This window comes from Domibacillus robiginosus, from assembly GCF_000966195.1.
Classification (GTDB): Bacteria; Bacillota; Bacilli; order Bacillales; family Domibacillaceae; genus Domibacillus; species Domibacillus robiginosus.
Map to the genome: position 1 here is coordinate 35,437 of NZ_LAHL01000009.1, position 20,285 is coordinate 55,721.

At 46.3% G+C, this 20,285-nt stretch carries 27 protein-coding genes and 1 pseudogene; 6 read left to right on the top strand and 22 right to left on the bottom strand.

Annotated features, from left to right (window positions below; genetic code table 11):
• Nucleotides 1–25: 25 nt before the first annotated feature.
• Entirely contained in the window at nt 26–166 is a 141-nt protein-coding gene (locus VP97_RS23725) for a hypothetical protein (RefSeq protein ID WP_156153423.1), read from the bottom strand.
• A complete protein-coding gene (locus tag VP97_RS05200; RefSeq protein WP_156153424.1) occupies nt 163–429 on the bottom strand; it encodes a hypothetical protein in 267 nt (88 codons plus the stop codon). Before VP97_RS05200 ends, VP97_RS23725 begins: the two co-directional genes overlap by 4 nt.
• 291 nt (nt 430–720) lie before the next feature.
• On the opposite strand from VP97_RS05200, the gene VP97_RS05205 reads away from it, so the two are divergent.
• Both VP97_RS05205 and VP97_RS05210 read left to right on the top strand, forming a co-directional pair.
• The gene (locus VP97_RS05205) at nt 721–924 is read left to right on the top strand and encodes a hypothetical protein (protein WP_050180635.1); all 204 of its coding nucleotides are present in this window, start codon (nt 721–723) and stop codon (nt 922–924) included.
• An 88-nt stretch (nt 925–1,012) separates the two neighbouring features.
• The gene (locus VP97_RS05210) at nt 1,013–1,561 is read left to right on the top strand and encodes a hypothetical protein (RefSeq protein WP_050180636.1); all 549 of its coding nucleotides are present in this window, start codon (nt 1,013–1,015) and stop codon (nt 1,559–1,561) included.
• A gap of 415 nt (nt 1,562–1,976) precedes the next feature.
• On the opposite strand, the pseudogene VP97_RS24455 reads toward VP97_RS05210, so the two are convergent.
• Nucleotides 1,977–2,206: pseudogene (locus VP97_RS24455) on the bottom strand (IS4 family transposase); the annotation flags it as partial.
• Between the two features lie 250 nt (nt 2,207–2,456).
• On the opposite strand from VP97_RS24455, the gene paiA reads away from it, so the two are divergent.
• Nucleotides 2,457–2,975: a spermidine/spermine N(1)-acetyltransferase gene (gene paiA / locus VP97_RS05215; protein ID WP_050180637.1), complete on the top strand. Its 519-nt coding sequence runs from the start codon at nt 2,457–2,459 to the stop codon at nt 2,973–2,975.
• 257 nt (nt 2,976–3,232) lie between these two features.
• Nucleotides 3,233–4,591, top strand: a complete 1,359-nt coding sequence (locus VP97_RS05220; protein ID WP_050180638.1) for an MATE family efflux transporter — start codon at nt 3,233–3,235, stop codon at nt 4,589–4,591.
• Nucleotides 4,592–4,694: 103 nt separating this feature from the next.
• Here VP97_RS05220 and VP97_RS05225 read toward each other — a convergent pair whose 3' ends face one another.
• From VP97_RS05225 to VP97_RS05275, 11 genes are all read right to left on the bottom strand, one after another.
• Nucleotides 4,695–5,036: a hypothetical protein gene (locus VP97_RS05225; RefSeq protein WP_050180639.1), complete on the bottom strand. Its 342-nt coding sequence runs from the start codon at nt 5,034–5,036 to the stop codon at nt 4,695–4,697.
• 55 nt (nt 5,037–5,091) lie between these two features.
• Entirely contained in the window at nt 5,092–5,334 is a 243-nt protein-coding gene (locus VP97_RS05230; RefSeq protein WP_050180640.1) for a hypothetical protein, read from the bottom strand.
• A 124-nt stretch (nt 5,335–5,458) separates the two neighbouring features.
• Nucleotides 5,459–6,901 carry a lmo1851 family serine protease gene (locus tag VP97_RS05235; RefSeq protein WP_245629842.1) on the bottom strand — a complete coding sequence of 481 codons (1,443 nt, stop codon included), beginning with the start codon at nt 6,899–6,901 and terminating at the stop codon, nt 5,459–5,461.
• 143 nt (nt 6,902–7,044) lie between these two features.
• Nucleotides 7,045–7,821 (bottom strand): M15 family metallopeptidase, encoded by a 777-nt coding sequence (locus VP97_RS05240; protein ID WP_050180641.1) that lies wholly within the window; start codon nt 7,819–7,821, stop codon nt 7,045–7,047.
• Nucleotides 7,818–8,525 (bottom strand): purine-nucleoside phosphorylase, encoded by a 708-nt coding sequence (gene deoD, locus VP97_RS05245; protein ID WP_050180642.1) that lies wholly within the window; start codon nt 8,523–8,525, stop codon nt 7,818–7,820. The genes VP97_RS05240 and deoD overlap by 4 nt, the downstream gene beginning before the upstream one ends.
• Before the next feature lie 214 nt (nt 8,526–8,739).
• Nucleotides 8,740–9,501, bottom strand: a complete 762-nt coding sequence (locus tag VP97_RS05250) for a sporulation protein (protein WP_050180643.1) — start codon at nt 9,499–9,501, stop codon at nt 8,740–8,742.
• Between the two features lie 59 nt (nt 9,502–9,560).
• Nucleotides 9,561–9,788 carry a YozE family protein gene (locus VP97_RS05255; protein WP_050180644.1) on the bottom strand — a complete coding sequence of 76 codons (228 nt, stop codon included), beginning with the start codon at nt 9,786–9,788 and terminating at the stop codon, nt 9,561–9,563.
• Nucleotides 9,789–10,214: 426 nt separating this feature from the next.
• Nucleotides 10,215–10,640 (bottom strand): peptide-methionine (R)-S-oxide reductase MsrB, encoded by a 426-nt coding sequence (gene msrB, locus VP97_RS05260; protein WP_050180645.1) that lies wholly within the window; start codon nt 10,638–10,640, stop codon nt 10,215–10,217.
• Entirely contained in the window at nt 10,637–11,161 is a 525-nt protein-coding gene (msrA, locus tag VP97_RS05265) for a peptide-methionine (S)-S-oxide reductase MsrA (RefSeq protein WP_050180646.1), read from the bottom strand. The genes msrB and msrA overlap by 4 nt, the downstream gene beginning before the upstream one ends.
• Nucleotides 11,162–11,172: 11 nt before the next feature.
• Entirely contained in the window at nt 11,173–11,751 is a 579-nt protein-coding gene (locus tag VP97_RS05270; protein ID WP_050180647.1) for a YpmS family protein, read from the bottom strand.
• Nucleotides 11,748–12,527 carry an SGNH/GDSL hydrolase family protein gene (locus VP97_RS05275; protein ID WP_050180648.1) on the bottom strand — a complete coding sequence of 260 codons (780 nt, stop codon included), beginning with the start codon at nt 12,525–12,527 and terminating at the stop codon, nt 11,748–11,750. Before VP97_RS05275 ends, VP97_RS05270 begins: the two co-directional genes overlap by 4 nt.
• A 127-nt stretch (nt 12,528–12,654) precedes the next feature.
• Between VP97_RS05275 and VP97_RS05280 the strand changes: the two genes are divergently transcribed.
• Nucleotides 12,655–13,149, top strand: coding sequence for a PCYCGC motif-containing (lipo)protein (locus VP97_RS05280; RefSeq protein WP_050180649.1), 495 nt, complete (start codon nt 12,655–12,657; stop codon nt 13,147–13,149).
• Nucleotides 13,150–13,297: 148 nt separating this feature from the next.
• Here the strand turns inward: VP97_RS05280 and VP97_RS05285 are convergent, their stop codons facing one another.
• Nucleotides 13,298–13,582, bottom strand: a complete 285-nt coding sequence (locus VP97_RS05285; protein WP_050180650.1) for a hypothetical protein — start codon at nt 13,580–13,582, stop codon at nt 13,298–13,300.
• Between the two features lie 643 nt (nt 13,583–14,225).
• Here VP97_RS05285 and VP97_RS05295 point away from each other — a divergent pair.
• Nucleotides 14,226–14,594, top strand: coding sequence for a cyclic-phosphate processing receiver domain-containing protein (locus VP97_RS05295; RefSeq protein WP_050180652.1), 369 nt, complete (start codon nt 14,226–14,228; stop codon nt 14,592–14,594).
• A gap of 24 nt (nt 14,595–14,618) precedes the next feature.
• Here the strand turns inward: VP97_RS05295 and VP97_RS05300 are convergent, their stop codons facing one another.
• The 7 genes from VP97_RS05300 to thyA all read right to left on the bottom strand — a co-directional run bounded on the left by VP97_RS05300 (nt 14,619) and on the right by thyA (nt 20,215).
• Entirely contained in the window at nt 14,619–15,467 is an 849-nt protein-coding gene (locus VP97_RS05300; protein ID WP_050180653.1) for a DegV family protein, read from the bottom strand.
• 121 nt (nt 15,468–15,588) lie between these two features.
• Entirely contained in the window at nt 15,589–16,383 is a 795-nt protein-coding gene (locus VP97_RS05305) for an ABC transporter ATP-binding protein (RefSeq protein ID WP_050180654.1), read from the bottom strand.
• Nucleotides 16,376–17,293, bottom strand: coding sequence for an ABC transporter permease (locus tag VP97_RS05310; RefSeq protein ID WP_050180655.1), 918 nt, complete (start codon nt 17,291–17,293; stop codon nt 16,376–16,378). Before VP97_RS05310 ends, VP97_RS05305 begins: the two co-directional genes overlap by 8 nt.
• Before the next feature lie 57 nt (nt 17,294–17,350).
• On the bottom strand, nt 17,351–18,343 hold the full coding sequence (locus tag VP97_RS05315; RefSeq protein ID WP_050180656.1) for an ABC transporter substrate-binding protein: 993 nt from the start codon (nt 18,341–18,343) through the stop codon (nt 17,351–17,353).
• A 140-nt stretch (nt 18,344–18,483) separates the two neighbouring features.
• Nucleotides 18,484–18,972: a dihydrofolate reductase gene (locus tag VP97_RS05320; protein ID WP_050180657.1), complete on the bottom strand. Its 489-nt coding sequence runs from the start codon at nt 18,970–18,972 to the stop codon at nt 18,484–18,486.
• An 84-nt stretch (nt 18,973–19,056) separates the two neighbouring features.
• Nucleotides 19,057–19,266, bottom strand: a complete 210-nt coding sequence (locus VP97_RS05325) for a hypothetical protein (RefSeq protein ID WP_050180658.1) — start codon at nt 19,264–19,266, stop codon at nt 19,057–19,059.
• Between the two features lie 652 nt (nt 19,267–19,918).
• Nucleotides 19,919–20,215, bottom strand: coding sequence for a thymidylate synthase (thyA, locus tag VP97_RS05330; protein WP_050180659.1), 297 nt, complete (start codon nt 20,213–20,215; stop codon nt 19,919–19,921).
• Between the last annotated feature and the right edge of the window lie 70 nt (nt 20,216–20,285).

The following is a 20,285-nucleotide window of genomic DNA, read 5'->3' on the forward strand; positions in this document are numbered from 1 at the left end:
AAACAAGCCAGCTGATGGAGGTGGTTTATCCGTCCGCTTTCGCTATCTGCCAGCTTGTTTCTTCGTTTTCCTCCACTGTTTCTCCGCCTTCTTTTCGCAGGACCAGCCGCCTATTGATGAGGTCCTCCAGGGCGGTTATATCTCCTCTTTTTATGTAGTATTTCATTCGGTCCGTTGCTCCTTTTGCGCAGGCAGCATATACTTCGTGAAGTAGCTTCCAGCAATCAGTAAAATGAGTTGAATCAGCCACGCATATATGCCGAATACAGGAAGCCAGAGCTGGATCAAACCGACTAGTCCGGCTGAAAAAAAGCAAACCGGTGCCAGCCAGCTTTTCCAGCCCGTTACACCATATTTTCTCCTTCGGTAAATCGTCAATGGAAGTGCAGCGATCAACACCGCCAGCAGCAAAGACAGCCATGACATCAACAAAAATCGCTCCTTTCCCTTCGCAAGAATGAGGAATTGAGGCCGAATTTATCGGGTGCATCTCTCCTATTTCCTTCTTTTTTCTTTACGAAGAAAATGGAAAAATGTTTCACTTATCCCGAAAATGCACCTTTTTACCTAGAGAAGCGCTCTTTCCACTGGCAGTTTGTCCGGTACATTCCATCATCAATCAAAATGATAGGAGTTCAGCATTTTTATTTTAAAAAAGTCTGGGCTGCCCATTTTCTCTGTATTAAAATGGAATTATCACGAAATATAGGAGCTGGAAGCATGAACAGAGATTGGGTTAAAAGTGCGATCACTGTCTTAATGGGCTATCATGAAAAAGCAAGAATTGGCGATCATTTCGAATTGTCGGTTTTTCTTGATGGGCTTTGTGATCCGGACTGCACTTCATACATATTAAGAGATTTGCAGACCCTGGCAGACGTATTAAAGGAAAAGGAAGCCTTGTATTTGATTGATTATTTCTAGTTATACGACTATAAATCAGCGCAGATTCTTGATGAGCTGGTAAAGTAAAATGATTGATCATCATTATAAAACAGGAGGGAAATACATAATGGAAGACACGATACACACAGAACATACTTATACATTCGATGTAAACAACACCGAATTAGTGATCATAGACAAATCATATGCCGGCTGCTTTCGCAAGTTTTGGGATTACTTCATCAAATATGATGTAAACAAAACCGTTAAAATCATCGAGAAAGCAGGCATCCGCACAAGCGAGTCAGATTTATTCATCGCAAAAAACGGCAGTAAAAAGAAAAATATTCCTTTGGTTGAAGGGCGCTGGATTTACACACATTTAAATCCCCAGGCCATGGAACGTGTTTATGAAAAATTTATTTCGGCATGGAAGGAAGAACCAGAAGAAACGGAGCTGGAAACAAATAGCGATGTAACCGGAGAAAAACCGGGACTAAAAAACATCTATAAAAAATCACTTGCCATGGACTTGATCAGGAAAGGCCATGATTTAGAGCATACAATGCGAAACCGCAACAATCCCAAGTATCAGGTGTTTGTTTTTATTGATACGCCTGATTTAAGAAAAGACATTTGTCATATTCAGGGAATCACATACGTGGATGAAAAGTAAGCGGGTATGGAACGTAAAAAAGAGCAGCCAAAAAGTTGTCTAACGTTTTGGAGAGGATCATCAAAACCATCAATCTATTCTTCTTCCAAAGACGGCAGTACTTCCCCAATCTCAGCCTGGCACTGCATGACCACTGTACATTCGGAAAAAGCCGCATTTGCTTCCATGTCGATTAACTTGACGTACATGATGGCTGTTACCCTTTTACTTGAGGCAAAGAAAGACTCTCAGCGATGAGAGTTTTTTTGTGAATACATAGCCGTAAAAGCTTTGTGCGGGAAGATCTGGAAACAAACTGCCCTCTTCCTACATCCAGTACTGCTTCAAGTAACAGGCAGCCTTCTGCATGAGTTAATTGCTCCCTTTGTTTAAGAATAGGTATGATAAATAGACGACCGTTTTGGGCGTTTTTTGCTTATGCAGTTATTTTCATCATTCTTCTTCGCTTGTATATAACACCGAGAATATCAAAAACGTTTTTTCTCATACCGGCGGGATTTTCGTCCTTTTTTCCAAAAGCTTGTACAAACGACGCAGTATGCCTGTTAATGGCTGAATACCCTGTTGAATAGCTTGATACAGAAGCGGCAAGTAGTCTTGTATCATATAAATTGGTTTGTATTCACTCAGTTCCTTTTTGCGTTTTCACGGGGGCAATATGGCTGCGGTCTAGATTTATTAAAAAGTTTACTCACCCAAAACAAATTCTGATTATTTATGATAAAGATTGATAGGATATTGTAAAGTAATGTACCTAATGAAAAAGGGCGGTTCGTTGAGAAGAGACAAAGTTTCTTTTTATATTTGTTGTAAATACAACAAAAAGTATTATAATAAATGAATAAAGCATGTAGAGAAAAAAATGATTGGTGACATAAAGGAGCATCCGATTAACATGACGATCAATATAAAAAAGTGTACCCTTGAAGATTCACGCAAGCTTCAGGAAATTAGTATTGAAACATTCACTGAAACATTTGGGCAGCAAAATTCACCCGAAAATATGAATGCCTATTTGGAAAAAGCATTTAACATAAAACAATTAGAAAAAGAATTATCCAATATGTTCTCGGAATTCTTTTTTGTTTATGTTCATCATGAAGTCGCCGGGTATGTAAAGGTCAATATCAATGATGCGCAGTCTGAGGAAATGGGTGAGGAATCACTTGAAATCGAGAGAATTTATATAAAGAGCAGATTTCAAAAACACGGGCTTGGTAAATATCTGCTCCATAAAGCGATGGAAAAGGCGATGGAGCGCAATAAAAAGAAAATTTGGCTGGGTGTATGGGAAAAAAATGAAAATGCGATTGCTTTTTATAAGAAAATGGGATTTGTTCAAGCTGGAGCCCACTCTTTTTATATGGGTGAGGAAGAACAAATTGATTTTATCATGACGAAAACACTTATATGATTTTTTGAAATGAAAGCTGTATAAACACCCGTTCGAGTGCAGGCGAGAACTCTGCCGCGTATCAGACTGCAAATCCTCTCCCTCACCACGTTTGCCGGCAGACCAGGTGCCCCCTTCTCCCTCCAGCGCCGTGTCGTTTTCATGAACTCTTTTATTACGAAAGCACCGTCCGAACCCTCCGGAAAATAAAACGAGATTAAGGGAACAAAGGGTCCCTCTTTGTGCTATACTATTGGACGGTGAAGGAGATGATCGGCTTGATTGAAACGGCCACAACGCGCGCCAAGGTGCGCCAGTTTTTATTTATTTTAATTCCTATTCTCGTCACGCAGATTGCCATGTTTTCGATGACATTTTTTGATACGATCATGTCGGGGCATTACAGTGCGGACGATCTGGCTGGTGTGGCGGTCGGCTCCTCTCTTTGGATGCCGGTTTACACAGGCCTGAGTGGTATTTTGCTGTCGATTACGCCCATTGTCGGCCATTTGATGGGCAGCAGCCGTCGGGAGGAAGCGTCATTCTCGGTAATGCAGGGGATTTATGTGGCGCTGATCATATCAGCTCTTACCTATGCGCTCGGCTTTGTGCTGCTGGAGCCGGTGCTTGGGCTGATGAATTTAACCGATAATGTCCGCCGTATTGCATACGAGTACGTGATCGGGCTGTCATTCGGGATCCTGCCGCTTTTTTTAACAGCGGTCCTGCGCGGGTTTATTGATGCACTGGGGATGACCCGCACATCGATGATCATTACCGTCATGACCTTGCCGGTTAATGTAGCGTTTAACTTTCTGCTTATTTACGGGAAATTCGGTTTTCCAGAGCTCGGCGGCGTTGGCTCCGGCTACGCATCTGCGATCAGCTACTGGCTTATCTTCCTGCTGGCGGTCTGGATCGTCTGGCGCAAGGAGCCGTTTTCTGCTTTCAGGCTGTTTGCGCGTTTTCCGCGTGCATCCCTTGCAAAGTGGAAGGAAATTTTGCTGCTGGGGCTTCCAATCGGACTGTCGATCTTTTTTGAAACGAGCATTTTTTCCGCTGTGACACTGCTAATGAGTGAATACAGCACCAATGTCATTGCAGCCCATCAGGCGGCCCTAAACTTCGCTTCACTGACGTATATGATTCCGCTCAGCATTTCGATGGCACTTACGATTGTGATCGGCTTTGAAGCGGGTGCCGGACGGTATCACGACGCACGCCGCTACAGCGTGATTGGCATTACAACAGCGGTTGGCATTGCAGCACTCGGCACGGTGATTATCTTTACATTCCGTGACGCTATTGCTCATTTGTATTCAACCGACTCCGAGGTGCTCAAGCTGACCGCTTCTTTTTTACTGTATGCGGCTCTTTTTCAGCTTTCGGATGCCGTACAGGCGCCGGTGCAGGGAGCGCTTCGCGGCTATAAGGATGTGAATGTCACGTTTATGATGACAATGATCAGCTATTGGGTCATCGGACTGCCGCTTGGCTGGGCACTTGCCCGCTGGACGGACTGGGGGGCGTACGGCTATTGGATCGGCTTAATTACCGGCTTAACCTGCGGTGCCATCACTCTGTCCGTGCGTCTGCGCATGGTTCAGCGCCAAAAAACATCACGCCAGGCTACGTGATGCTTCAGGCTGCTTTTTAACTCTATCTACACTCTTAAACATCACGCTAAATCGCGTGATGTTTTTTTTTGCAAATGCAAAAAGCCAGTGCAAAAGCACCAGCTTAAATGGAGCCATCCATGCAAATAAAGCCTTTGACACGAATGTTGTATTTTTTCAACAGGCGGACTGAAAAATTCCGTTCTACTGCTGAAGCAGCGGCGATATATACTTCCTGGCCGCCAAATTTACCTGCATTGCGCGGAATATAGCCGCATGGAATAAGCTCTGCTCCTTCGAGCGGAAGCCGGTTCGCTTCCTGCCAGTCCCGAACATCAATAACGGGATGCCCGTCTGCTTCCTCGGGCAGAATGCGTTTTACTTTCACCGGCCAATAACGCTTATAGCCAATGAGCAGTACCTCTGCTAATATAAGCACTGCCACGGCCGTGATCACTACCGCCATCTTTGCTTCCCTCCATCCATTTCCTGCTTTATTTTATACGCGACAGGGTATAAAATCAATCCTTTTGTTTGATTTCGTCAAAACTGTCCAAATAAACTGAAAGTAACGTCACTTTTTCTGTATCCGTTAAAGATGATGCGCAAACCCGCCGAACCGCCTCGATCAATTTTTGTTCCGGCTCCCTGCGAAGGCGCGGATGGTTTAATTTATCTTCAAGCTCGTTTTTTATGGCTTCATCAATATCCGTAAATGTGCGTCCTTTCCATAGCGCTTCATATAATACATGCCAATCTGCCAAAAAAGACCCTCCTTTATGACCCGATTTTTATTTTATGCTTCTTTTCCTTATTTGGCCAGAGGCAAATACATATTCGCTCCCTGCATGTACAAAAAAGCCTCTCCTTCAAAAGGAGAGGCTTTGCTTATTTGATTTTTGCCTGCACGGACTGAATCGCCCGGTTCAGCTGCGTATCATTTTGTTCAAGCTTTAAGCGAAGGTTTTCCATCAGCTTCGTCGTTGAAGCACCCGTTAGAATTCCGGTTTCTTCTAGCTTCGCAGACTGCTGAAATTCTTTTACAGCACTTTCTGTTTCTTCATCAAAATAACCGTCTGCTTTGCCCGGGTCATAGCCAAGGGCTGACAGCATTTGTTCGGCTGTTTTTACTTCGTCTGACATCGTTTCAAGCTGCAGCTTCGATTCCGGATTAATATACATTAAATTCGCATAATCAGGAAGTGCTACGGCCGCATCCGGCTTAATGCCTTTTTTGTGAATCCACGTCCCATCCGGTGTCAGCCATTTGGCTGTCGTCAGCTTTAAGTTGGAGCTGTCGCTGAAATCCTCGGCCGACTGAACGGTTCCTTTTCCGAAGGATTTTTCACCAATCAGTGGAATATCAGCTGACTCATTCAAGGCTGCGGCCATAATTTCTGCCGCGCTGGCGCTGCCGCTGTCAATGAGTACGGCAGTTGGCACATCCAATTTTTCGCCGCCTTCTGCTTTGTACGCCTCCGTTTTGCCGCCGGATTCAATTTGCAAAATGTTTTCGCCTTCCGGTACGAAAAGATTGGTCATTTTGATCGCCTGGTCGAGCAAACCACCTGGATTCTGGCGAAGGTCAAGAACGAGACCTTTCATACCTTTCTTTTCCATGTCGTCAATGGCTGTTTGAAACTCTTCAGCCGTATGCTCGGAAAAGCTCGTTACTTGAATATGGGCAATTTTGTTTTTATCCATTTCCGCGTACACCGTTTCAATCGGAATATCGTCGCGGACAATCGTCATCTTTTGCGGTTTTTCCGTTCCGGCTTTTCGTACTTCCAGTGTCACCTTTGATCCTTTTTCACCGCGGATTAACAGCACGGCTTCTGATGCACTCATGCCTTGAATACTTTTTCCATCCACGGAAAGAATCATATCGTTCGGCTTTAAGCCCGCTTTTTCGGCAGGAGAGCCTTTGATCGGTGAGACGACGACAATATAGCCATCCTGCTCCTGCACCTCGGCGCCGATTCCCTGGAATGAGCTTGATACTTCTTCATGGAACTGAGACGCTTCTTCTTTATCCATATAATCTGAATAAGGGTCCTTCAGTGAATCAATCATGCCGTTAATGGCACCGTTGACGAGCGTTTCCTGATCCACTTCTTCATAATATGTGTTTTGAATTTTGTCGTATGCTTCATATAATTTACTGAATTCTGACCGGTCCGGTGCGCCAACCTCGACCGCTTTCTCGTCACCGAAAGCGAGCGTAAGTGTTGTCACTGCCGCCGTAATGAACACGAGCGCAAAAATCATGATAATAAACGGAAATCGTTTTATTTTGACGTAATGGCCCTGCTCCGGCTTTTCTTCTTCCATTTTGTTCCCCGCTTTCATCATCTATGTACACTGATCTTTTCATTTTAGCAGTTTTCGTCGTTTTTTGAAAACAAAAACATACTAAAAAAAGCCGGCGGACCATTCCGCCGGTTAAAGAATAACAAAATAAGGAAGCCGGCTGCTTACTCTGCCGGTTTCACCTGTTTAAAGTAGTCTTCCAATGTCCAGTCGTTTTTATAAATCATAGCTGCGGCTTCTTTGCCGATATAACGAAAATGCCACGGTTCATAAATGTACTGGGTAATGTCTTCCTTGCCTTTCGGATAACGCAGGATAAAACCGTATTCATGCGCGTGATCCTTCAGCCAGCGGCCTTCCTCGGTCGCTTCAAAGGCTTCATTTAACTCAAACTGGTTGCTTTCAGAAGAAATATCCATGGCAAGACCCGACTGGTGCTCACTCATGCCGGGCGGCGCGATTGATTTTAATGCCTGCTCCCTGCTGCTGGCGGCAGCGCCTGCTGCTAAAATTTCTTCCTGACGGCTGTAGGAGCGGTAGCCCGAAACAGCAAACAAATAAATCCCGTCTTCTTCGGCTCCTTTAAACATTGTTTCAAGTGCCGAAGCCGCTTCCCTTCTCATATAGCTTTTTTCAATGTCCTGGTCACCGAATGAATATTTCACATTTGGACGGACCAAATCCGGCGGACTGTAATCCGAAGGCAGCGCAAATTCTTTGTTCACAAGCACCATCATGTTTTCCGGGTTTTGAATTTCCTGCACACCGTCCACCTCTTTCAATTGATTGAAATACGATGCGTCAATCACCGGACCGGTTTCTTCCTTGACCGTTTCTTCTTGGGGTGCGTTTTGTTCACTTTCTTTTACAGGTTCTTCTTTTTCAGACGTACAGCCGGCGAGCATCAATGCCGCTGCCAGCGTTAAAGCAGTTTTTCTCATTTCGCCTGAACCGCCGCATCCAGCGCCACTTCGATCATTTCATTAAAGGTCGTCTGGCGTTCTTCTGATGTCGTTTCTTCACCTGTCACAATATGGTCGCTTACCGTTAAAACAGACAGGGCGCGTCGGCCGAATTTAGCAGCCAGCGTATAAAGCGCCGTCGTTTCCATTTCAATAGCCAAAATGCCGTACTGAGCCCATTTTTTATGGTCTGCATTGTCATTGTAAAATTGATCTGCTGTAAAAACACTGCCCACTTTGAGCTGCAGGCCTTTTTCGGTTCCTGCGTCATGTGCGGCTTTTAAAAGCGACCAATCCGCAGTCGGTGCATAATCGATTCCCGGGAATGTCACGCGGTTCATGCTGGAATCCGTTGATGACGTCATCGCTAAAATCACATCACGTACTTTTACGTCCTGCTGAATGGCTCCGCATGTGCCGACCCGAATCAAATTTTTCACGTCGTAGCTTTGAATCAGCTCGTTCACGTAAATCGAAATCGACGGCACACCCATGCCGGTACCCTGAACGGATACCTTCTTACCTTTATATGTACCGGTAAAGCCGAGCATACCTCGAACTTCGTTGTAGCAAACTGGATTTTCTAAAAACGTCTCTGCAATGTATTTGGCCCGCAGCGGATCTCCCGGAAGCAGGACTGTTTCGGCGATATCGCCTGATTTTGCGCCAATGTGTACACTCATATTTAATTCCTCCATCAATTAAAATAGGCCAGTGGGACAGATTCCCATTTAAACTGGCTTTTTTCGGCCCCTATTTTCGTTAAAGGGCCTTCTCTCGCCTGGATGGCTTCTATCTCATTCTATCCCACCTTTGCGGGCAGTACAAGAATGACCGCACAAGAAAGCCGCCGGCATGTTTGGTGCCGGCGGCTTGCGCCCATCCAATTATCAATGCTTAAGCAAAGCGGCGGATGGTTTCATCTAGCAGCCTGCGCAGTCCGGAAAGCTGCTGGCGCCCGATACGCAGGCGGACATTGGTTTCGTCTGTACCCATCGCTTCAGACAGAAAGCCGCCAAGACCGCGGGCCCGGCGATCCACCTGCAGCAGAACTTCCACTTCATCTTTTGACTGCTGTAGGAATGTTACTTCGAGTTCATCCAGCTTCCCGGCATAAGCGCCGGTAACCGGAACAAATTCAAACTCCTGGACAAATGGATATTTTGTTAGACGGGCATGTTCACACTCTACCTCACGAAGACGGAAGCCAAGTGCCCGCACGCCATCAAGCACTTCTTCTGCAATTACAGTAGGCTGTACCTCAATGTAGTCTTTGTCAGAAGGGTCAACCGCCTGCTTGATATCGAGACCGGTCGCCACCCAGACACGTGTTTTTCCCTGCGTAATCGGCGTTTCATACGGAAGCATCATTTCGAGTGGAAATTCCCGCACTTCACCCGGTTTAATCGTAAACGGTTCATTTAGCTTTTCCCGCACCACAACGGCTTCATCGACTACTTTGCGGTCATTGGATTCCCGTACATATGTCGTCATGACAGACACGTAAATGGAGTCGACCTCCTGGGCTACATTTCCACCCTTTACCTCCACAATGCCGCGCATCCTATCACCTGCTGTGTACCTGGCCCGCTCAAGCTTCGTGTCCACCTTTGCATTTCCGATCCCAATACTCGCTAGTGCCTTATTAAACAATGCCATCCAGCTTCACTCCATTTCTTTATCGTTGCTTTGTTTTACGCACAACAATCCAAAAAGTTTCACTGGTTTAACTCATCCTGCGTATATTTTTCCCATGCGTCGTCAAAGACGCTCATCGTCGGCAAATAATCCGTATCCATTTCCAAATACCGGCTCAGCTCATCGTAAGAATCGGCTCCTTTCGGAAACGAATGGTCGTCAAAGGCGTGGTTGGCAAAAGCGGCCAGCTCATCCCGCGGCGGCTCTTCCCGGTACTTCATTAAATAATGATAAAAAGATTTGTGCATGCTACTGCCCCCCTTTCAAAAAAAAGACCTTAAAAAAGGTCTTTGCAGTGTGTAGACAAAATCTTTCTCTTTCAAAAAAAAGAGCTGATAATTGAAGCCTACCGGACTTCGCTCATCCTAAGGTAGTCCAGTGCAAGAGCCTCCTCTTTTAAAAAAAACAGCGTCATTGGGCTGCGGACTAGCGGCTTCGCTAACAGCAGGGAGCGAACGCTGAACCGAACCAGCCATCGCTTCGCGCTGTCTGTTTCACCCTGTGAGATCGGCTTTGCCGCGAAGCGGTGAAGACGAGCTCACCGCCTGCCCCTTGGAAAGCGGAGTCCCGCGAATGCCGCTTCTTCTATGCTTCGACTAAGAACAGTCACTAAACATGTAGATTCTGAGGATGATGCAGCTGGACAACATCATATTTCAACAGCCTGAACTATCTTAAAAAAGGTTTTTGTACTCGCCGTAGCCTTCCGCTTCGAGATCTTCTTTCCGGATAAAGCGAAGTGAAGCGGAATTGATGCAGTATCGCAGGCCGCCGGCTTCCATCGGGCCGTCCGGGAATACGTGGCCAAGGTGTGAATCAGCCGTTTTACTGCGGACCTCCGTGCGGATCATGCCGTGCGACAAATCCCGTTTCTCAAGCACTTCTGCCGCTTCGATTGGTCTGGTAAAGCTTGGCCAGCCGCAGCCGGCGTCGTATTTATCCTTGGAAGAAAAAAGCGGCTTGCCGGAAATCAGGTCCACATAAATGCCTTCAGCCGTTTCATTCCAGTACTCGTTATGAAAAGGCGGTTCTGTACCGTTTTCCTGGGTGACGCTGTATTGCATAGGCGTTAAAGTTTCTTTTAAGTTTTCTTTGTTCATCGTACGTCCCTCCAATGTGATTGAATAAAAGCAGCCCGTCCCGAGCCGGTTTGGTACGCATTGTAGTGTGCCGGATTTTTCTTATAGTAATCCTGATGATACTCTTCCGCCGGATAAAACGGCTCCGCCGGCAAAATGTCAACGACAATCGGCTTTTGGAAGCGGCCGCTTGCATTCAGTCGCTCCTTTGACTCCTCTGCCAGCCCTTTTTGCTTCTCCGTTGTGTAAAAAATCGCCGGCATATAAGAGCGGCCCCGGTCATAAAATTGACCTGTTGCATCTGTCGGGTCGATCTGCATCCAAAATACATCCAGCAGCTTTTCATACGAAAAAACGTCGGGGTTAAACGTGATCTCAACCGCTTCTATATGGCCGGTTGCTCCGCTGCATACTTCTTCATACGTGGGGTTTTCCGTGTATCCCCCTGTATAACCGCTTATGACAGACTCAATGCCCGGCTGTTCGTGGAATGGCTTTACCATGCACCAAAAACAGCCTCCTGCAAAAATCGCTTTTTCCATGCTGCTGCCTCCTATTGTGCGGCACCTTCAGGCAGAAGAACCGCAAATTGAATATCGTCTTTTGCTAAATTAAATGATTCAGCTTTTACTCTCATGCCGTTATCAAGCCGCATTTCGGCCAGTGACACGTATATCCGTTCTTCATCGGGCACAACATGTACCCAGTCCGGGAACGCGTATGCACTGTCAGCCGTTTTTAACACGTAGGAAGCCGGAATGTCGAGCAGGCCGACACGAAGTCCCTTTTGGCGAAGCACAATATCGCCGTTTTCCATCGCTTCCGGCTCGAACGTCATGTAATAATCGATGTCTGTGCCAAACACCGGGAAAGAGCCGTACAGTTCTACATCATTGCCAATGTACACATCGTAATCAATCGGCGCACTGCCGGCTTCTTTCGCTAAATAGTAGTTTACGAGCTGGTTCAGCTCCGCTTTCGAAGAGGTCACGTGAAAAGCCGTTTCCCCTTCAACTTCCACCATGGCCGGTTTTTCCGCACCTGATGGAAGAAAAATAAGAATAAAAAGAATGGCAAACAAAGCTGCTACACTGCCCAATAGTAAAAAAAAGGCCACTTTCCATTTTGTCAATTTGATCCCTCATTTGGCATTACAATTTTTTGGCTGGTCAATTCTTCAAGCGGATCTCCATTGATCTCATCAAAAATGCGGCCTGCCATTTGCTCATACCCGATATCATTCGGATGAAACTGATCTTCGAAAAACAGTCCGTCACTGCCTTCGCCAAAAATCGTTTCCACATTTACAAAAACAGTCCGATCAAATGAAGCGGCCACTTCCTCCGCCTGCTTGTTCCACGCTTGAACGATTGCTTCGTCGTCCTCCGTGTCTATAAAAACACGGCCAAATGGATTGTAAATACCAATCAGTACAATACCCGCATCCTCGTTAATAGACCTGATTTCCTCAAGCACCGTACGAATCCGGTCCCCGTAACCCTCTTCTTCTCGTTCAAACGTCTCAACCGTTAAATGTGACCAGTTTTCCTTCACTACTTTTACAACATCATTGCCGCCGATCGTGACCATGACCATATCGGCTTTTTGAATATCTGCTCCAATGTCTTCTTTTTTCAGCCGTTTGATCAGCTGATCTGTGCGATTGCCCCGTTTGCCGTGATTGACAAACGACGCATCCTTTACTTCATCAAGCGACTCCAGCTGATCTTCTAAATACGGAATATAACCGCCGGAGTTTGTGCTGTCCCCGACTCCCTCTGTCAAGGAATCGCCAATTGACACAATGCTTATATCTTGCGGAACGCTTGTTTCAACTGTTTCCTGTGCGCCATCTGTACATCCAGCCAGCAGCACCGTCAGAATTATGCCCGCTACTTTCCATTTCAACGCGGTCACCTCTTCTTCTTCAAAATCGTATCATGTTCCCAGCACAGTTGAAAGTGATTGGGTTTCAATGTATGATTATATCAGTTTTTTCGGTATTCTTCTATTTTGAAAGGGGCAGAAAAAAGAGTTGAAAAAGAAACTAGCAATCCTTATCTTTGGAATGTCTATTCCTTTTGCGGCTGCCTGCGGACAGGAAGCTACAAAGGATTCCGATTCCCATACAGCCCATACGCACACAACCGCAAACGGTGATCTACAGGAAGTAACAGCTTCGGCTGACACTTTACCGTCTTTTTTAGATAATAAAGACGACAACATGCGGGCGGTGTACCGAGCGGCTGCCAAACATGCAGACGTGCTGGATCAAATGCCGTGCTACTGCGGCTGCGGTGAATCTGCCGGCCACCGAAGCAACTTAAACTGTTTTATCGCCGAGCGAAACGGTGACGAAATTACATGGGATGACCACGGGACGCGCTGCGGTGTTTGCCTTGATATTGCCGCCACAACAGCAGCCATGACCGAAGAAGGAAAATCACCGAGTGACATTCGGTCTTATATTGATCATACGTACAGCGAAGGCTACGCAGAACCAACTCCAACTCCCCTTCCAGGTGCTTAAACAAAGTGCCTCGGACTGCAGGCCAATGATCGAGTTACGATGATGATATTTTTCTTTTAAAAAAGCGGTGTAAATAAAGCCGATAATAGTAATGAAAATAGACCGCCCGTATAAACGGCGGTCTTTCTTTCATATTTAAGAGAAGTGGCTATACCGTTTCCCTTTCTTTTTCCTTGAAGACAGCTGCCAATACCATAACAAGTCCTACAAGAAAGATGATAGGAAACAGATATAACATCAGTAACGCAGCCCAACCATTTTGAACAATAAATGCAACAGTTAAACCGATGGCAAAAGACAAAAACGGAGCTATTACTATCATGGTGGTGACGCCCCAGGTGATTAATTTTCTTTTTTTCGACTTTCCTATACTTAGCTGATAAGCCACTATTGAGCCGAGAATAGAAATGGCCAGTGCTACCCCTATTGCCACGTAACGTCACCCCTTTCTCTTATTATATGAAAAATATTTTCTCTGATGTGGAAAAATTAACGATGAATAGGAATGGCGTCTTTTAAAGTGATAAAATGCTATCCGCGAAGTCTAACAGGCTTCGCTTACCGGCTCTTTTGTAAAAGCGAAAGTGTATGTGAAATTTTTCTTTTGTAGCTTGTCCGAAAGCCCCTCTTTTGAAAAACAGCGTCAGTGGATTGCGGGCTGGCGGCTTCGCTAATAGCAGGAGCGGAATTCTGCGCCGACAGCCCACCGCCCTTTGTACTTCTGAAAAATAGGGAGGTTGAAAGGAAAGAGTATTTCTGTTCTTTCTAGCAAAGAAAGGGAAACACACCGGGTTTCACTGACTTCCTTTCCTCCCCATAAGAGCGGCAGGCGCGGGGCGCAGACTCCTCAGTGACTAGCCGAGCTCACCGCCTGCCTCTTGGAAAGCGAAGCCCCGTGAATGCCCATCTTTCTATGCTTCGACCAAGAACAGTCATAGATTCTGAGGATGATGCAGCCCGACAACCTCATATTTCAACAGAATGAGGCGCTTAAACAAAGCGCTTTTTTCTTTTCCTCGTTTAATTGGTTTAACTGTGGTATAATTTGGGTACGTCAAACAAGAGGATGAGGTACCATGAGTATCAACGTTTTTCTCGACGACTACCGCACATGTCCTCCTGACCATACACTCGTTGAAACCATTGACGAATGTTTTGATTTGTTAAAAAATCATGCTATCGGCCATTTATCGCTCGATCATGATTTAGTCAGTAAAAGCAGGAATGGCTTTCTTCTCGTTCAGCTTATGGTCGAGCACCAGCTGTTCGCGGAGCGGATCACCATTCATTCAGCCAATTCAGCAGGTGGAAAAGCGATGTACCGCTTCTTAAAGCAGGCGCAGTCCGATGACAAAATGCCGCGGTGCATTCAAGTAACACTTCGTCCTTTGCCGCTTCATCCACCGATAGATTCATATAAAAAAAACAGGAACCGCTTTTTGTAAGCCGGCTCCTGTTTTTTTATTGCGTTATTTTGCCTGATACATAATCCCGACTGCTCCCGGGCCTGCGTGGGTGGAAATAATAGGTGCCGTCACCCCAACCTCTACTCCGGTAAAGCCTGTCATTCTCTCTACTTCTTCCTTGAGCTTTTCCGAAAACGCGGCACTGTTGCGGCCGGCGTGCATAATCGAAAAATGAACAAGCTCTTTGCCGGCAAGCTCCTCTGCGAGCTGGTCCGTGAAAAAACGCAGCCCTTTCGCATGGGACCGGACTTTCGTCACCGGTGACAGCGCGCCAATATCCAAATTGGCGATCGGCTTAATGTTTAAAAGAGAGCCGATAAACCCTTTTGCTCGTCCGATCCGTCCGCCTTTGATCAGGTTTTCCAGTGTATCGACCATAATGTACAGCTTTGTTTGATCTCTTACTTCTTCCAGACGAGCGGTAATCTCTGTGACACTGTGGCCGGAAGAAGCCATCCGAGCTGCTTCCAATACCTGATAGGAAAGCGCTTTTGAAATATAGCGGGAATCTATAACGGTAACATTGGACGAAGACATCTCGGCCGCCTGCTTCGCTGATTGATAGGTTCCGCTCATGGATCCCGTCATATGAATCGAAATGATCTCGCTTCCGTCTGCACCAAGCTGGTTATATACCTCAAGAAACTGGCCGACAGGCGGCTGTGATGTTTTTGGCAGCTCGGCTGCGGCAGCCATTTTATCTAAAAACTCCTCCGCCGAAATATCAACCGTATCTAAATACGTTTTTCCATCAATTAACACAGTAAGCGGCACCATGGTAATGCCCATTTTTTGGAGCTCATTGCTCGTCATATCAAGTGCCGAGTCTGTTACAATTTTAATCCTGCCCATATCCATTCCTTCTTTCCTGCCATTCAACATGCTTATGCTTTATTTTACTATTCTTTATCCGTTCTTCCCACATTATTAACACTTTTCATCAAAAAAGAAGGAGACAAAAGTCCCCTTCTTTTTAAGATAGCAGCGACCGGTCGCTTAACCCTCCGCCACCTTTTATTTTTTGGAATTCTGCCAGCAGCTTTTCCACTGTGAGCCGGCGCTTTTCCGCTTCGTTCGCCGTGAAAATAATCTGCCCTTTGTCCATCATAATCAGCCGGTTGCCAAGGTCGAGCGCCTGCTGCATATTATGGGTAACCATCAATGTTGTCAGGCCGAGCTTGTCGACAATTTCTTTTGTTAAATTTGTAATCAGCTCTGCTCTCGACGGGTCGAGCGCCGCCGTATGCTCATCCAAAAGCAAAATTTTCGGATCGGTGAACGTCGCCATCAAAAGAGAAAGCGCCTGCCGCTCTCCGCCTGAAAGCAGGCCGACTTTTGCCTGCAGCCGGTTTTCTAAGCCTAGATGTAGCATCTCCAGCTTTTCCCGGTAAAAATCACGCCGTTTTTTTGTGACGCCAAAAGCAAGCGTGCGTGTTTTCGTCCGGTTGTAGGCAAGAGCCAGGTTTTCTTCAATCGTCATAGTCGGGGCTGTTCCTGCCATCGGGTCCTGAAACACGCGGCCAATTTTGGATGCCCGCTTGTGCTCTGCAAGCGACGTCATGTTTGTTCCGTCAATGGTGACCGTTCCCATGTCCGGTGTCAGCTTTCCGGAAATCACATTCATGAGCGTGGATTTTCCTGCGCCATTCGAGCCGATGACAGTAACAAAATCGCCCGGCTTCATCGATAAGCTGACCCGGTTCAAAGCGATCTTTTCATCCGGCGTTCCTTCATAAAACACTTTAAAGATTTGATTCATTTCAAGCATGGCTGCTGCCTCCCAACTGCTGGAGCCGTTTTTTCTTTCGTGCTGCTGCTTTTTGCCGGTCGACGACTTTTGGCAGCACAAGAGCGATAATAACGATAATGGCCGTAATGAGCTTCATATCACCGGTATCTAAAAATTCGATCCGGAGAGCCAGCGTAACAATCATCCGGTATAAAATCGCCCCGATAACCACCGCAAGCGTTGCACGGGCAATCGAGGAATGGCCGACAACCGCTTCGCCGATAATAACCGAAGCAAGGCCAATAACAATCATCCCAATTCCCATTCCCACATCGTTAAATCCGTTGTACTGCGCCACAAGAGCGCCAGAGAACGCAACCAGGGCATTTGAAAGGCCAAGGCCGAGCACCTTCATCCAGCCTGTGTTCGCCGAAAAGCTCCGCACCATGCCTTCGTTGTCTCCAACTGCACGCAGGCTCAGGCCCACTTCGGTTTTCAGGAATACATCCGTTACGATTTTAATCACAAGCGTCACGAGGAGCATAAACAGCAAAATGCTCCACTCAGAGGCAAACCAGCCGTTGATTTTCGTGATCACCGTTTCCTCGGCCAGAAGCGGCACGTTCGGCTTGCCCATAATCCGTAGATTAATAGAATACAGAGCAATCATCATTAAAATACCGGACAAAAGCGGATTAATGCCGCCTTTTGTATGCAAAATCCCAGTGACACACCCCGCCAGAAAACCGGCGAACAGGGCCACGATCGTCGCGATAAATGGGTCGCTCCCGTTCACAATCATAATAGAAGCAACCGCTCCGCCTGTTACAAAGCTTCCGTCTACGGTCAGGTCCGGAAAATCCAGCACCCGGAATGACAAATAAACACCCAGTGCCATAATCGCATAAATGACGCCCGATTCCACGGCGCCAAACATTGCTGTCATCATCAAGAAATCCCCCTATATACAAGAAAAGAGCGCCCGGTGAAGGCGCACCTTTTCCACTCATTTTACAATCTCTGCATCCTGCTTCCATTCATCTTTAATGTCAATATTCATTTCAGCTGCTGCTTTTTCATTGATCACAAGCTTTAAATCCTGCGGCGGAAGCACCGGAAGATCACCCGCTTTTGCTTCCCCTTTTAAAATTTGTGCCGCCATCTTGCCGGCTTCCTTGCCGATATTTTCATAATCAAAGCCGTACGCCGCAAAGCCGCCGCGCACAACCGAATCTTTTTCGCCGACAAAGAGCGGGATATCTTCATCGTTGGCTACTTGAATCACTGATTCTAGTGCTGATACAACGGTATTGTCTGTGAAAATATAAAACGAATCAACTTTGCCGACCAGGCTTTCTGCTGCCTGCTTCACTTCAGAAGAAGTGGAAACCGTGACCGGCGTCATTTTCAAACCATTTTCTTTTAAAATCGAGTCAATTTGCTCCGCCTGTGCCACTGAGTTTTGTTCACCTGCGTTGTAAATAACACCGACGTTTTTGCCTTCTACCGCTTCGCTCATGAATTTCACCGTGTTGGAAATAGCATCAGGATGCAAATCAAGTGTCCCCGTTACATTGCCGCCCGGCGCTTCAGTATCTTTCACTAGTCCAGCTGCGACTGCATCGGTTACCGATGTGAATACGATCGGAATATCTTTTGTTGCATTCAGCGCCGCTGTCGCACTTGGCGTCGAGTTAGCGAAAATCAAATCCACGTCATCCGCTACAAAGTTCTGGGCGATCGTCTGGTTATTATTTTGGTCACCCTGTGCATTTTGCTCATCAAACTCCACAGAAACGCCCGCTTCTTCCAGCCCTTCCTGAAACCCTTTGTATGCGTTATCGAGCGATGGATGCTCCACAAACTGTGTAATCCCTACTTTATATGTATCCCCTTCTGTTGAACCGCCTGAATCTGTTTGGGCTTCTTCTTCACCCCCGCATGCTGCCAGCATCATGGCCGCTGCACCCGTTGTCATCATCCATTTCCATTTACTCATCCCTAAAATGCCCCCTCTTTTTTGCTAAAACGCTTTTATGTAGTAAATTAATTTTTATTATCGTCGAATAATAACAGAAAAGCAAGAATTTTTTAAATATACTGCGCAACAAATGGCCCATAAAAAAACGACAAGGCAGGTTACCTTGTCGTCCGGTCATACACACAAAAGAAATAATCGTATGGATTTTCTTCGTTTTTTTCTCCTTTTGTACAGGAGGTTTCTTTAAATTCATCCCATGGAATAAAGTCAATGACTGTATCCCCTTCGAATTCCGCTTCAATTTTTGTTACATATAAACGGTCTGCTTCTGGAAGAAACTGCTTGAATACATTGGCGCCGCCGATAATAAAAATGTCCTGGTCTTTGGCCCGCTGCAGTACTTCTTCCTTTGAATGAACAACACTAACTCCTTCCTGGTGAAAATCAGAATCCGTCGTCAGTATAATATTTTCCCGCTTTGGCAGCGGCTTGCTTCCAAAAGACGCGAATGTTTTTCTCCCCATCACAATCGGGTATCCAAGCGTCGTTCGTTTAAAAAAGCGCAAATCCTCCGGCAGGCGCCACGGTAGATCGTTATCGCGGCCGATGACGCCGCCCTTCGCCTGTGCCCAAATAAATGAAATCATTGTTTGTCTCTCCTTCGTTTCCTTCTCGTTCACATCGTACCATATTTCCATCCATCATATGAAAAAAGCAACCGCCCGGATGCTTTATTCGATCATTTTAGCCGTTTGCCCGTCCGGTTGAATGTCCAGCTGTTTATTGCAGGCTATTTTAATATCACCGTCCGTTACCGTCATGGTGACAATGGTGCCGTCATCGTATTCAATGGTAGAAACCGTTTGATCCGGCGCAAATTCGTCCACTGATTTTTTGATGACCTTGCGTCCCTCTCCTAAAATATGCAGTGTCTGGCTCATCGTATCACCCTCCTCGGGTTAAGATTTCTTTTCCTTACCCGTGCAGGGAAATGCTCAAACAAAGAAAAACCGGCACGGGGCCGGTTTTCACCATTCTATTAAAGTTTGTTTATGGACATTTTCGGTCTGGTTTGATCCCTATGCGTGACCGTTCTTAGGCGAAGCATAGGAAGATCGGCATTCGCGGGGCTCCGCTTTCCAAGGGGCAGGCGGTGAGCTCGTCTTTACCGCTTCGCGGCAAAGCCGATCTCACCTGTCCCGCTAGTCCCTTAGGAGTCTACGCCTCGCGCCTGCCGCCTTTGTGGGGAGGAAGAGAAGCTAGTAAAACCCAATACGTTTTCCCATTTTTGCTTCAAGTAACAAAAAAACTTTTTCAACCTCATTGTTTTTTAGAAATACAACGGCGGAGACTCCTGCGGGACGAGCGAACAGGATGAACCAGACAGCGCGAAGCGATGGCTGGTTCATCCTTTGCCCCACAGGAAAGCACAGCCGCCAGCCCGCAGTCCACTGACGCTGTTTTTCAAAAGGGGAGGCTTTCCACTTTCTAGCAAGCTAAAAAAGAAAACACCACATAAACTTTTTAAAAATGAGCTTCTCCTCGATTTCTTTGTTTTTCAACACTATGAAAAAACCGGCACGAGGCCGGTTTTTACACTGCGACAGGCGCTTTGATCGCTGGATGCGGCTCGTATCCTGTCAGCTTGATGTCATCAAGCTCGATATCAAACAATGATTTTCCTTTTGTTACGTCAAGTGTTGGCAATACTTTTGGCTCACGTGAGAGCTGCGTCTGGACCTGCTCGATGTGATTCGTATAAATGTGCGCATCGCCAATCGTGTGCACAAATTCGCCCACTTCCAAGCCGCATTCATTCGCAATCAAGTGCGTCAGCAGCGAATAGCCGGCAATGTTAAATGGAATTCCTAAAAAAACATCTCCTGACAAAATCTTCAGCCAAGGTCGCTACCCTTAACCCGTTCCCGGTGAGGAACTGCTGCATATCACTATGCAGATG

Bases quoted from the DNA above. Each gene is read 5' to 3' on its own strand.
- VP97_RS05300 (WP_050180653.1), bottom strand. From the start codon at position 15,467: ATGGGCAGGATTAAAATTGTAACAGACTCGGCACTTGATATGACGAGC.
- VP97_RS05255 (WP_050180644.1), bottom strand. From the start codon at position 9,788: ATGCACAAATCTTTTTATCATTATTTAATGAAGTACCGGGAAGAGCCG.
- VP97_RS05295 (WP_050180652.1), top strand. From the start codon at position 14,226: ATGAGTATCAACGTTTTTCTCGACGACTACCGCACATGTCCTCCTGAC.
- VP97_RS05320 (WP_050180657.1), bottom strand. From the start codon at position 18,972: ATGATTTCATTTATTTGGGCACAGGCGAAGGGCGGCGTCATCGGCCGC.
- paiA (WP_050180637.1), top strand. From the start codon at position 2,457: ATGACGATCAATATAAAAAAGTGTACCCTTGAAGATTCACGCAAGCTT.
- VP97_RS05310 (WP_050180655.1), bottom strand. From the start codon at position 17,293: ATGATGACAGCAATGTTTGGCGCCGTGGAATCGGGCGTCATTTATGCG.
- VP97_RS23725 (WP_156153423.1), bottom strand. From the start codon at position 166: ATGAAATACTACATAAAAAGAGGAGATATAACCGCCCTGGAGGACCTC.
- VP97_RS05250 (WP_050180643.1), bottom strand. From the start codon at position 9,501: ATGGCATTGTTTAATAAGGCACTAGCGAGTATTGGGATCGGAAATGCA.
- deoD (WP_050180642.1), bottom strand. From the start codon at position 8,525: ATGAGTGTACACATTGGCGCAAAATCAGGCGATATCGCCGAAACAGTC.
- VP97_RS05325 (WP_050180658.1), bottom strand. From the start codon at position 19,266: ATGAGCCAGACACTGCATATTTTAGGAGAGGGACGCAAGGTCATCAAA.
- VP97_RS05205 (WP_050180635.1), top strand. From the start codon at position 721: ATGAACAGAGATTGGGTTAAAAGTGCGATCACTGTCTTAATGGGCTAT.
- msrB (WP_050180645.1), bottom strand. From the start codon at position 10,640: ATGAACAAAGAAAACTTAAAAGAAACTTTAACGCCTATGCAATACAGC.
- VP97_RS05305 (WP_050180654.1), bottom strand. From the start codon at position 16,383: ATGCTTGAAATGAATCAAATCTTTAAAGTGTTTTATGAAGGAACGCCG.
- msrA (WP_050180646.1), bottom strand. From the start codon at position 11,161: ATGGAAAAAGCGATTTTTGCAGGAGGCTGTTTTTGGTGCATGGTAAAG.
- VP97_RS05315 (WP_050180656.1), bottom strand. From the start codon at position 18,343: ATGAGTAAATGGAAATGGATGATGACAACGGGTGCAGCGGCCATGATG.
- VP97_RS05235 (WP_245629842.1), bottom strand. From the start codon at position 6,901: ATGGAAGAAGAAAAGCCGGAGCAGGGCCATTACGTCAAAATAAAACGA.
- VP97_RS05225 (WP_050180639.1), bottom strand. From the start codon at position 5,036: ATGGCGGTAGTGATCACGGCCGTGGCAGTGCTTATATTAGCAGAGGTA.
- VP97_RS05210 (WP_050180636.1), top strand. From the start codon at position 1,013: ATGGAAGACACGATACACACAGAACATACTTATACATTCGATGTAAAC.
- VP97_RS05240 (WP_050180641.1), bottom strand. From the start codon at position 7,821: ATGAGAAAAACTGCTTTAACGCTGGCAGCGGCATTGATGCTCGCCGGC.